Source organism: Streptomyces sp. NPDC001816, assembly GCF_042892235.1.
Taxonomy (GTDB): domain Bacteria; phylum Actinomycetota; class Actinomycetes; order Streptomycetales; family Streptomycetaceae; genus Streptomyces.
This window is the reverse complement of record NZ_JBIATY010000003.1, coordinates 873,959-885,665: the sequence shown is the minus strand read 5'-3', so window position 1 is coordinate 885,665 and position 11,707 is coordinate 873,959. Positions and strand designations below refer to the sequence as shown.

The following is an 11,707-nucleotide window of genomic DNA, read 5'->3' as shown; positions in this document are numbered from 1 at the left end:
CGACGCACCGAGGAAGATCGCGGGGGAGCGATGAGCACGACCGATGCCGGGGTGCCGGCGATCACGCTGACCGAGGCGGAGCTGGACCGGTACGTCACGCACGCGCCGACGCGCGGCCTGCTCACGGGCCCCGGACTGCCCACGGACACCGACCTGTTGACGTTCTCCCCGCTCCGCACGCACGGCCTGCGCACCTTCGGTGACGCCACGGACGGCCCCTTCCACCTGGCGGAGGAGCTGCGCGGCCGCCTGGTGATAGGCGAACTCCTCAACCCCGCGGGCATGGAGCGCGAGTCGATCCTGCTCGACGGCGACACGGGCGAGCTGACGACCGCCTACCTCGTCGCCCCCTCCGACCCCCGCCCCTTCGCCCCCTCCCTCGACATCCTCCTGCGCTTCGCCGCCGTCACGGAGGAACTCGCGGGCCTGCGTGGCCGCTTCTCCTCCCTGTCGGGCCAGTACGGCCCCAGGACGGTGACCGAGGCCTCCCGCCGCCTCCTCGCGCTCTTCGAGGAGGGCACGGACGGCGAGGTCCCGCCGTACTGGAAGGCGGCGGCCCTGATCCGCCCGCTCGCCCTCATCGCCGGCCCCGGCACCACGTCCGGCCTCACCCTGGACGTCCCCGGCCGCGTCCTGGACCAGGAGTTCGGCCACGGCCGGGTGGTCCGCTTCGAGGAGGTGGACTTCCCCGCCACGCTCACCCACGAGCCGACCCGCCGCTTCCTGCGCGAGACGGGCCTGCCGGAGGAGCCGGTCCTCTTCCACGCCGACACGGACGTCCCGCTGCCCACCCTCACCGAGTACTTCACCGGCGAGCGAGCCGGCGAATACCCCCTGGAGGACCTCCCGGCCCACTCCGACCACCTGATCCGCCTCGGCTACCTGGTCGAGGACAACAGCCTGGTGATCGACGGCAGAACGGGCGCGATCCTCACCTTCAGCGAGCCGGAGGCGACGCTCTACCCCCTGAACACCGACATCTCCACCCTGGCCTTCACCCTCTGGCTCCTGCACCACGAGCGCACGATCGACGAGCACCTGGGCAACGAACTGACGACGGAGGCCTACGACCAGCTGGCCGCGGCGATGATCCGGACCCTGACCTCGATCGACCCCACGGCCCTGTCCCAGAACACGGACTGGCACTACTGGACGGAACTGTTCCAGGACGAGGCGGGCGGAGTGCTCTGAGGCGGGTCGCGCCGAGACCGGACTCTCAGCCCATGGCGCTCTTGATGATGGCGAAGGCGGCACCGACGGGGTCGAGGAACATGGCGAAGCGGCCGACCCCCGGCGCGTCGGTGGCCGGGATGAGGACAGTGGCTCCGGCAGCGGTGGCCTTGGCGAACGTGGCGTCGCAGTCACTCACCTCGAAGTAGGGATGCCACTCCGCCGTCGATCCGGCGTCGAGGTTCTCCTGGGGCAGCTGCATCAGCCCGCCGTGGTTCCCCTCCTCACCGGCACCGGACGGGGCCAGCAGCGTGTACGTCAGCTCCGGGCCCATCTGCACATCGTTCATCCGCCAGGAGAAGACCGACCCGTAGAACGCCTTCACCGCGGCGGCGTCGGTGGTGTAGAGCTCGACCCAGGACAGACTGTCGGGGACGCCGACCACCTCCAGGCCGCTGGTCTCGCCCGGCTGCCAGACGGCGAAGTCCGCGCCCGTGGGGTCGGTGAAGGCAGCCATCCGCCCGAAGGAGAAGACGTCCGCCGGAGCGACCCGGACCCTGCCGCCCCCCTGCTCCACGGCCTTGGCGGTGGCATCGGCGTCCGGCGTGTGGAAATACACCGTCCAGGAGGGCCTCGCCCCCTCTTCGGTGAGCGGACCGAGGCCCGCGACCGTCTTCCCGTCCAGCTGGAAGAAGCCGTAGCCGCCCGCCTCCGGTCCCGCCGACCGGAAGTCCCAGCCGAAGACGGCGGAGTAGAAGACGGCGCTCGCGTCGGTGTCCGGGCTGCCCAGATCCAGCCAGTTCGGAGCGCCCGGCACGTACTCGGTCGTCAGCATGGTGTGATCCTCCGCGTGGGTTCGGCACGCCGCCGCCCGCCGCACCAGCTCGGGCGAACCGCGTTTCTCGGGTCCGCACTCAGAAACGAATACACCTCTGCGGGGTTTCGGCCCATGGCTCATCGGGGCGGGGTGAAGGAGCAGCCGTATCCGGCTGCTCCGACTCAGGTCACTGGATTCCGGTGGCCCTGGTCACCACGCGCTGATGACAGGCGCGTCGGGTTCGTGAAGCCGCCAGGCCTCATTGAGGCGCACGAGTCGGCCCGCGGCGGCGATGCCGCGCAGCGACGCGACCTTGCCGTCGCCGACTTCGAACACCACGGCGCCCACGACGCGGTCGTCGATCACGGCGACGACCGCCGGGGAGCCGTTGACCAGTGCGATGTGGAGCGCGGGGGAGCCGCCGGCCAGCCGCCGCTTCGCCGGAGTGGGCTTGAAGCCGGCCCGCACGTAGGAGGCGATGCGCTCGCGCGTCGTGTAGCGCAGCAGCCGCCTGGCCAGTCCGGCGCCGTCCGAGACCGCGGTCGCGTCGGCGGTGAGCATCGCCACCAGCCGTTCGGTGCGCCCCGACATGGCGGCGGCGAGGAACTCCTCGACGATCCGGCGCGCGGAGGCGGGGTCCACCTCGTCGCCGCCCCGGCGCTCGGCGGCGACCCGGCGTCGGGCCCGGTGGACATGCTGCTGGCTCGCGGACTCGGTGATGTCGAGGATCCCGGCGATCTCGGCGTGGGGATACGAGAAGGCCTCGCGCAGGACGTAAGCGGCCCGCTCGACCGGCGAGAGGCGCTCCATGAGGGTCAGTACGGCCAAGGACACCGATTCGCGCTGCTCGAAGGTTTCGGCAGGGCCGAGCATCGGGTCGCCTTCAAGGAGTGGCTCGGGCAGCCAGTCGCCGACGGCGCGCTCATGGCGTGCCTGCGCCGAGCGGAGCCGGTCGAGGCAGAGATGGGTGACGACCTTGGTCAGCCACGCCTCGGGCACCTCGATCCGTTCCCGGTCCGCGGCCTGCCAGCGCAGGAACGCGTCCTGCACGGCGTCCTCGGCGTCGGCGGCCGAACCGAGCAGACGGTACGCGAGCGAGGCCAGCCGGTCCCGGCTGGCCTCGAACCGATCGATGGCTGCACTGTCCATGCGGAGCAGCCTAGGCGGCGGCCCTCACACCGCCCAGGTCGGGCGCCGTGGCCAGGCGGCGCCTGCGCTTCGGCATGCCGAAGGTCGGGTGGACGATGCTCCACCCGGCCCCCTTGAGGATGCCCGCCTTGAGCCACGTGGCGGTCCGGCCGCCCAGGTACCAGGACTTCGACCGGACGTCCCCGTCCACCATCTGGAAGATCGCGTCCCGCCGCCCGAGGCTGATGTGGTTGCCGTGGTACTTCAACCCGGTGGTCGGGACCTTACTGCCCGTCAGGCGCGCGATGATCGCGGCGGTCGCCTGCATGTTGGTGTAGCCGGCCGAGGCACAGGACATCGGCAGCGGCCTGCCGTTCTCGCCGATCGCGTAGGCGCAGTCACCGGCGGCGTAGACATCCGGGTGCGAGACCGAGCGCATGCTGCGGTCGACGACGATCTGGCCGGTCTCGGCGACTTCCAATCCGCTGGCTGCCGCGATGGAGGGCACGACGAACCCGGCCGACCACACGGTCACGTCGGCCGGGATGGACGTACCGTCGGCGGCGATCGCCCGTGTCGGCTCGACGGCTTCGATGCCGGTGTGCTCGTGGACGGTGATGCCGAGCCGGTCGAAGGCCTGGCGCAGGTGACGGCGGGCCTTCGGGGAGAGCCAGGCGCCCAGCTCGCCACGGGCGGCGAGCGCGACCGAGAGGTCGGGCCGGGACTCGGCGAACTCGGTGGCGGTCTCGATGCCGGTCAGCCCCTCACCGACGACCAGCACGGTGCCGCCCTCGCCAAGACCGGCCAGGCGCTCGCGCAGACGCAGCGCCGAGGACCGGCCGGTCACGTCGAACGCGTACTCGGCCACGCCCGGGACGCCACGGCGGGCCACAGAGCTGCCGAGCGCGTAAAGAAGCGTGTCGTACGCGAGCTCGCCGTTCTCGCCGTCCTCGCCGGTCACGGCGACGGTCCTGCGCTCGGGGTCGACGCCGGTGACGCGCGCCAGCCGCAGCCGCACCCCGGTGCCCGCGAACACGTCGGCGAGCTTGCGGGACGCGAGATCCTGGCCGATCGCGAGCTGGTGGAGCCGCATCCGCTCAACGAAGTCGGGCACGGCGTTGACGACGGTGATCTCGGTGTCGGCGGGCGAGAGCCGGCGGGCCAGGTTCCCGGCGGCGAAGGCCCCGGCGTATCCGGCGCCGAGTACGACGATGCGGTGCTTCATGGCGTTGCTCCTTCTCGTTCGCGTGCCCCTTGAACGAGATGGCGCCCCGATTGCTGACAGGAGTTGGGTGTGACGCGGGTCACCCGACCGCAGTAGAGGCCGTGGCGGGATTCGAACCCACGTAACTCGCTTTGCAGGTTTGTCCGGGCTAGTCAACGCGAGATCCGGACGTGTTCACCGGCGTTCGTTGCTGTGCGAACGCGGTTCCCGTTGCAGCTGGTTGAACGGCTCTGAATGGCCGCGTACAGCGATGAACGAGACGGAAACTGAGACGGGGCCGCCCGCTTGGGTACTGACGAACCTGTCCTGTCGGGTTTCATGCTCTGGCACGGTATGAGCGAGGGACGGGGGCGGGCATGGCGCGCAGACGTGGAGCGTGGACTGGATCAGCAGTGGCGGCCGCTGCTGCGTTGGTGACAGCGATGCTGGGACCGGTGACCAATTATGCGAGCGCGACGGTGCCGGAGTGGGCGGCGCATGCGTGGGTGGTATGGCCTGCGTTCGGAGTGCTGGTGGCTGCCAGTGTGGGGTTGCTGCTGTGGGGGCGGCGCCTGGACGGCGGGTCACCCTCGGTTCGACTGACGTCGCTCGATCGGCTGGCCGGAGCCCGGCACGGCTCGCTGCGGCGTCCGTATGTCGAGCGGATGCGTGGCCGCGATACGGAGTCAGCCGTGTTGATGCGGATGTTACGTCGGCCGCAGGGCAGGTTTGCGGTGGTGTGTGGGGCTGGGGGCCTGGGGAAGACCACGCTGGCCGCGCAGCTCGCGACGCAGGCGGAGAAAGACGGCTGGGCGGTGTACTGGCTGCGCTATCGCAACGCCGTGGAGTTGACCCAGCAGCTGACGCAGGTGGCGGTGGCGCGCGGACTGCCGGAGGCGGCCTTGGAGGCAGCGCGGGCGGGGCAGGAGAGCTTGCCTGATGTCGTATGGCGGCAGTTGGAGTCGTCACGTCGGTGGCTGGTTGTACTCGACAACGTCGATGACGCCCAGGCGGTGGGCCCTGGAGATGAGCCGTTGGCGCATTACCGAGGATGGATCCGCCCTCGTGGCGGTGGTCTGCTGCTAGTGACCAGCCGGGATGCTAGCGAGCAGACCTGGGGAACGCGTGCCGAACTGCTGCGGTTGCAGCCCTTGGCCGTGCCGGATGCGGGCCAGGTTCTGCTGGATGCGGCACCGCAGGCCGGCACGCAGCAGCAAGCGCAGGAACTAGCGTCCCGCCTGGGTGGCCTGCCGCTGGCTCTGCACGCGGTTGGTTCCTACCTCGCCACCGCCACTAGTCGCTACCGAAGCTTCGACCAATACCGCCGGGCCCTAGACGCCGAGCTGCCCACGCTCCTCGGTGCTCAGCACTCCAACGCAACGGATCCGGACGTCGCTCGCACTGTGGTGCGCCACACCTGGGAGGTGTCTCTTGACCAGCTCACGGCAGAAGGGAACACACTGGCCCGTCCGCTACTGCGGATGCTGTCCCTGATGCCCCAGGCACCCATCCCGCTGTCCCTGATCACCCCGAGCCTGCTGGCAGATGTAACGGGTGAGGTGGTCACGGTGGTCGCTGTGGAAGCGGCGCTCGCCGGCCTGCACCGCTACGGTCTCCTCGGAGTGATCGAACCTGCCGCCGAAGATGAGGTGACCCAGGAGGATATCGCGCAAGTGGTGCTGCATCCCTTGATCCGGGAAATCAGTAGCCTTGCTCTCAGGGCCGAAACAACCGATCTCGCCTATTGGCACCGAGTTCTCACCGACCGGCTAACCGAAGCCGCCCACGATGTTGCGAGCGTCGGGCGTCCCGGATGGCCAGCCGCCCGCCTCTTGGCCCCGCACCTACGGGTCCTGATCGATCACAGCACTTCGGAGACACTTATCGAAGACGTCGCCACGGTCGATGCCCTTACCGAGGTTCTGCATGATGCTGGCGCATATACGTTGCAGTGCGCTCTAGACCAACAGGTTGTCGCCGTGCATATTCGTCTTCTAGGTCCCGAACATCCCCGAACTCTGGCCAGTTGCAACGACCTGACACGCGTTCTGCGCGAAGTGGGCGAGTATGCGCAGTCAGTACACCTCGGCCGGAGGACACTCGATGACTGTACGCGGATTCTGGGTCCCGAGCACCCCCACACTTTGGACAGCCGGAACAACCTCGCTGCCGCTCTGCGTGACATGGGTGAGAACGCGCAAGCAACTGATCTGTGGCAGAGGACGCTTGACGATCGCACACGGATTCTGGGCCCTGAGCATCCCGACACTGTGATTAGCCGGAACAACCTGGCTGTTGCTCTGGACAGGATGGGTGACCATGAACAGGCGGCTGACCTGTGGCGGAGGGGGATCGATGACTGTACGCGAATTCTGGGCCCCGAGCACCCCGAGACTCTGATCATTCAGAACAACCTGGCCAACGCTCTGCATCACATGGGCGAGCACGAGCAGGCAGTTGACCTTCATCAGAGGACGCTTGACGACCGTATGCGGGTTCTGGGTCCCGAGCACCCCCACACTCTGATCAGTCAGAACAACCTGGCCAACGCTCTGCGCGACATGGGTGAGTACGCGCAGGCGGCTGACCTTCATCGGAGAGCGCTTGACGGCTACACGCGGAGTCTGGGCCCCGAGCACCCCCACACTCTGAACTGCCGCGACAACCTGGCCAACGCTCTGGACAGGATGGGTGAGCACGAGAGGGCGGCCGACCTGTGGCGGCGGACGCTTGACGACCGTATGCGGGTTTTGGGGCCCGAGCACCCCGACACCCTGGACAGCCGCAACGGTCTTGCTGTCGCTCTGCACAACATGGGTGAGTACGCGCAGGCGGCTGACTTGCATCGGCGGACACTTGAGGATCGCACGCGGATTCTGGGTCCCGAGCACCCTGGCACTCTGCACAGCCGCAGTAACTTGCAGCAAAGCCTCATTGCTTCACGCTCGGCGCGCCGTCGACTAGATCGCCGGCTGCGACGTTGGACTCACCGATGATCTGACGATGACGCCCGCCAACCTGCTGCTCCGTGGCGCACGTTTTGCAGGTTTGTCCGGACTGGTCAGGGGTCGATCCGGACCCGTTCGAGGGCGTTCAGGCTCGTACGGATGCTGCGGCCACCGGGGTTGAGTGAACGGGTTCGGACGGCCACGTGCGGGGTTGAACGAGACGGAAACTGAGACGGGGCTGCCGGATGCGCCCGGAGCTTGCCGAGGTGCTTCCTACAACCGACTGGGTCAGCCAACTTTGTCCACATCAGGTGCAGTTGTCTGCGACTGATGCCAACATGCTGGCATGGGTGTATCGCACCGCTCATCGGACGAGCGAGATGTCATTCGGGGTACGGATCCGGACACAGATCCAATGCGCCCGAGGGGCCTTGCTTGGGAGACGTACTCAGACATGGCGCTTGCGGACTGGTACCGGCTCCTGAGCCAGGATCCAGAGGAGGATGGGATCCAGCGATTCCTTGAGCTGCATCCCTCAATGATTCCAGGAGGTAGCGGTGATATCGGCCCCGGTGGGCATCATGGCTCGGACATGGGAGGCGTGTTCCGACGACCCAAACTGATTGGTGGGGGTCGGACATTCGAGCCGGACTTCATGTGGGTCACTCACTCTTCCGCCCTCGTCACGCCAATTCTGATTGAGATCGAGAAGCCATCGAAGCGCTGGTTCAGAAAGGACGGTCGGCCCACTAGCGATTTCACCCAAGCTCGCGATCAACTTAATGACTGGCGTTCCTGGTTCGCTCGCGAAGGGAACAAGGCTCTTTTCCGCGACACGTTTCTATTCCTTGATGATAAATGCGAGGATCGACCGCTGGAGCCGCAGTATGTGTTGATCTATGGTCGCGAATCGGAATTCAGACTTGGTGGCGGCCATGTAAACCCTGGTGAATTGCGATACAAGCGTGATCAACAGCGAGCGAGAGACGAGTCTTTTATGACGTTCGACGCGCTACGCCCGCGCTACGATCACCGTAACTCGATGACGCTGACCATGACTGCCTACGGGCCAGAAGCTCACGCATTCTCGCCGGTGTTTGGGACGAGCGCGTCTATTGGAGAGGGTGCGCTCATCTTGGGTGACCCGCAAGCCGCCCTTACTCGGTCGGTCATGATGACGGACGAGCGGCGCGCTTACTTGGCGAAGCGGTGGGCTTACTGGCAGGAAGACGAGCGTCAAAAGAACGCTGTTCCTGGCGGAATCTTTTTCCGTACTTTGGGGATTGAGTAGAAGCAGACTCAAGGCTAGACGCATAGGGAAACGCAAGGAAACGGAGGCAACGTGTCTGCTGGTTCACGGACGTTCGCAAACGGGAGACCGCATATTTATTACACCGTACGTGGCGGTAGGAAATTTTTGGACGTACACCTCCCGTACTCGGAATCGAATAAAAGCTATCTCCAGTATCTTCGCAACTCGGATCGGCGAACCAGCGTCACTTATAACGCGAGCACGCGGCGCTGGGCCCTGCCTGCGTCGCAGTATGCTCTTTTGAGGTCGGAGCTACTTCAGAAGTACGGGACGATCGATGTAACGATCGAAGGAGCAACACTAGAGAAATGCACTTCGATGTGTGCCAACGCCAACCCGGGCACATCTGATAAGTGTGAGTGCGTATGCTTGGGGACGAACCATGGCCAGTCGGAGGCTGGCTATAAGTCCGTGGCTGATTACCTGCTCGTGAGTGCTACGAGCACATCTCAAACCGTCAGGCTGACCCTTCAGGGTGCGTGTGAATGAATGTGGTCGCAAAACTAGATGTTTGATCCACTTGCTCCCCTGGATTCTCCTCTGAGAATTGCTCGAAAAGGAATGTCAGCACGTGGGACGAGAATCTCCGCCTGTATCCACGCCATGGCTCCGAGTGGGCGCCACAGGCAGGCCGCAGCTCATCCGCTGATCAGTGCGACACTTAGCCCAACGCAGTGCAAGAGGTTACGGGTGAAGGAGTGCGAGTGTCGCAGGCAGCGAGCCCGCGGGGGACCTTCCAGCAGATCGCGGACGCGTTGAAGACGCAGATCGACGATGACCAAGACATGGCCGCGTTGCCCCCGGTTTCGGAACTCATGGAGAGGTACGCGGTCTCTCGTGGTGTCGTACTGCGAGCGTTTCAGGTACTTCGGACGAGCGGTGACGCGGAGCCGGTACCCGGTGGGCGCTGGCGTGTGCTCAGGCCGGGCGAGGCGGTGGACCGCCGGCCGCTTGAGGAGCGGATCGCGGCCATCGTCACGGATGATCGGCTGGAAGCCGGGGCAGCGTTCCCTAGTGCGTCTGCTCTCGCCACCAGGTTCGGGGTCTCACGCCCCACGGTGACAAAGGCGCTCGACAAGCTGGAGGCCGCCGGCGTGCTGGCGAGTGGAGGGCAGGGCAAGGTGCGGACCGTCCGCGCTGTGCCGAATCGAGAGGAGCGTGCGTAGCTTGTCGGAGCTGACGGATTGGGCATATCCCCTGGCTGAGTCCCTGCTGGCTGAGCCGCTGCCGCGTCGCTGGAAGCATTGCCTCGGAGTAGCCGAGCGGGCGCGCACCATCGCGGTCATCCTCGGGGAAGATGCCGAGTTGCTGGAAGCGGCGGCCGTGCTGCACGACATCGGCTACGCACCCGACCTCGCCAAGACCGGTTTCCACCCTCTCGACGGCGCCCGCTACCTGCGAGACGTCGCCAACGCCGACGAGCGCGTCATGCACCTGGTGGCGCATCACTCTTGCGCGTGGATGGAGGCTGAAGCGCGTGGCTTGCGCGAGGAGTTGGAGGGAGAGTTCCCTCGCGAGAGCGCGCACCTGAACGACGCACTCTGCTACTGCGACATGAACACCACGCCGGACGGCACTCCCACGAATCCCGTCGACCGGGTAAACGAGATTGCCGGACGGTACGGGCCGGAAAGCCTGATCGGTACGTTCATCCGTCGCGCTGAGCCCGAGATTCTCGCCAGCACGGCACGCGTACTTGAAAGGGTCGCCACCGCCAAGCGTCAGCCGATGTAGGGAGTCGGACGGGTCCGGTCCATCGCGTGCTCGATACGCAACCGCATCGTGGGGTGGACGTCCAACTGTGCCAAGTCCGCTGGGTCGACCCAGCGGACTTGTGTTGTCTCGTTGCTCGTACGCAGCTCACCACCGACCGGCTGGGCGCGAAAGCAGATGCTGAACTGTTGGCGGACCTCGCCGTCGTCGTACTGCATGACGTGGCCCGGATCGGTGTAGATCCCGGACATGTCGACGACTTCAGCCTTGATGCCGGTCTCTTCCCAGACCTCTCGGACCACTGTGGCACTGATGGATTCGCCCACGTCGTGGCCACCGCCGGGAAGTGCCCAACGTCCGTTGTCGGATCGCTGAATCATGAGCACCTGCCCCGCGTCGTTCTGTACGAAGGCGACGACAGAGGGCACGACTGAGTTGGCCGGCGGGGCGTCCGGGTCGTGCAAGTAGTCGATGCGTCCCATGCTCAAGCTCCTGTGATGTCGTGTTCGGTTACTGGCCTGGCGCCTTCCCAGGTCTGCTGAACGCTATTGGCAAAGGTGTCGAACAGACTTCCTCCGGGGAGTCGTCGCAGGTGGAGGACGGGCGCCATGTAGGCGCCGATGCCGTACACGTGCGTGTTGGCCAACATCTCGTCATCAGCGCGGTAGATCGAGTTGTAGAGCACCGTGTCATGCAGGCGGAAGGCGATCTCGGGATGGCTGGTGAACAGCGGGCGGTAGTTGACCAGCGCATTGCGGATCTTGCCATCCATGATGCGATGCCCTTCGTCGATGCCGCGTCGGATGACGGCCTCGCACTCTGGATCGCCCATGAGCACTCGGATGCGGACGCCGCTCTTGGACTTCTCCTTCAAGGTCGAGAAGAAGAGGGGGTCCTCTGCCAGGTAGATGCCGGCATACACGAGGATGTCGATGCGCTCCGTGGCGCGCTCGCACATTTCCCGCCAGAGGCTTGGTGGCATGACGTGCCGATGAGGGTAGACAGCCATGATCTCGGCCTTGCTCAGGTCGGCTGCGGAGTCCTGAGTCCGGGAGTCGTCCCACAGCGTCGTCACGTCGACGTTGAGCGCTGCTGCCGTTGCGTACTGGTGGCGTCGGTACGGCACCTTGCCCTGCGTGATCCAGCGCTCCACGGTCTTCGGGTTGACCTCGATCTCGTCCGCGAGGCTCTGAACGGTCATGCCACGGGCTAACAGGGCCGACCGCAACCGTTCATTGGGCATCTGCACCCCTTCGTGGGACGTCTAGGGAGCTCTTGACGGTAGTCAGCTGCTCGGGAGCTGTCCATGTAGGGGGTAACCAACTCCCCTGACCTGGGGCGATTCTGATGGTGCGCCAAGAAGTCCCGGCGCAAAACCAAGAGGTTCCGTCGCTGTACTTGACGGCCCCTAATGT

10 protein-coding genes are annotated in these 11,707 nt (G+C 66.0%); 5 read left to right on the top strand and 5 right to left on the bottom strand.

All coding sequences use genetic code 11. The features are described from left to right. Positions 1–30: 30 nt before the first annotated feature. On the top strand, positions 31–1,191 hold the full coding sequence (locus tag ACFYZZ_RS15155) for an SUKH-4 family immunity protein (RefSeq protein ID WP_389175595.1): 1,161 nt from the start codon (positions 31–33) through the stop codon (positions 1,189–1,191). Between the two features lie 25 nt (positions 1,192–1,216). On the opposite strand, the gene ACFYZZ_RS15150 is transcribed toward ACFYZZ_RS15155, so the two are convergent. The 3 genes from ACFYZZ_RS15150 to ACFYZZ_RS15140 all read right to left on the bottom strand — a co-directional run bounded on the left by ACFYZZ_RS15150 (position 1,217) and on the right by ACFYZZ_RS15140 (position 4,340). Next, the gene (locus tag ACFYZZ_RS15150; protein ID WP_389175594.1) at positions 1,217–2,005 is read right to left on the bottom strand and encodes a VOC family protein; all 789 of its coding nucleotides are present in this window, start codon (positions 2,003–2,005) and stop codon (positions 1,217–1,219) included. A 192-nt stretch (positions 2,006–2,197) separates the two neighbouring features. After that, positions 2,198–3,136 (bottom strand): sigma-70 family RNA polymerase sigma factor, encoded by a 939-nt coding sequence (locus ACFYZZ_RS15145; protein ID WP_389175593.1) that lies wholly within the window; start codon positions 3,134–3,136, stop codon positions 2,198–2,200. A gap of 10 nt (positions 3,137–3,146) precedes the next feature. After that, entirely contained in the window at positions 3,147–4,340 is a 1,194-nt protein-coding gene (locus ACFYZZ_RS15140) for an NAD(P)/FAD-dependent oxidoreductase (RefSeq protein WP_389175592.1), read from the bottom strand. Positions 4,341–4,774: 434 nt separating this feature from the next. Between ACFYZZ_RS15140 and fxsT the strand changes: the two genes are divergently transcribed. The 4 genes from fxsT to ACFYZZ_RS15120 all read left to right on the top strand — a co-directional run bounded on the left by fxsT (position 4,775) and on the right by ACFYZZ_RS15120 (position 10,313). After that, positions 4,775–7,315 carry an FxSxx-COOH system tetratricopeptide repeat protein gene (gene fxsT, locus ACFYZZ_RS15135; protein ID WP_389175590.1) on the top strand — a complete coding sequence of 847 codons (2,541 nt, stop codon included), beginning with the start codon at positions 4,775–4,777 and terminating at the stop codon, positions 7,313–7,315. 406 nt (positions 7,316–7,721) lie between these two features. Next, positions 7,722–8,558, top strand: a complete 837-nt coding sequence (locus ACFYZZ_RS15130) for a Shedu anti-phage system protein SduA domain-containing protein (protein ID WP_389175588.1) — start codon at positions 7,722–7,724, stop codon at positions 8,556–8,558. Between the two features lie 725 nt (positions 8,559–9,283). After that, positions 9,284–9,745, top strand: coding sequence for a GntR family transcriptional regulator (locus tag ACFYZZ_RS15125; protein ID WP_389175586.1), 462 nt, complete (start codon positions 9,284–9,286; stop codon positions 9,743–9,745). Between the two features lies 1 nt (position 9,746). Next, positions 9,747–10,313 (top strand): HD domain-containing protein, encoded by a 567-nt coding sequence (locus ACFYZZ_RS15120; protein WP_389175584.1) that lies wholly within the window; start codon positions 9,747–9,749, stop codon positions 10,311–10,313. Here the strand turns inward: ACFYZZ_RS15120 and ACFYZZ_RS15115 are convergent. Continuing rightward, on the bottom strand, positions 10,301–10,774 hold the full coding sequence (locus ACFYZZ_RS15115) for an NUDIX domain-containing protein (protein WP_389175582.1): 474 nt from the start codon (positions 10,772–10,774) through the stop codon (positions 10,301–10,303). The genes ACFYZZ_RS15120 and ACFYZZ_RS15115 overlap by 13 nt on opposite strands. Before the next feature lie 2 nt (positions 10,775–10,776). Beyond that, positions 10,777–11,535: an XRE family transcriptional regulator gene (locus ACFYZZ_RS15110; protein WP_389175580.1), complete on the bottom strand. Its 759-nt coding sequence runs from the start codon at positions 11,533–11,535 to the stop codon at positions 10,777–10,779. Positions 11,536–11,707 lie beyond the last annotated feature (172 nt).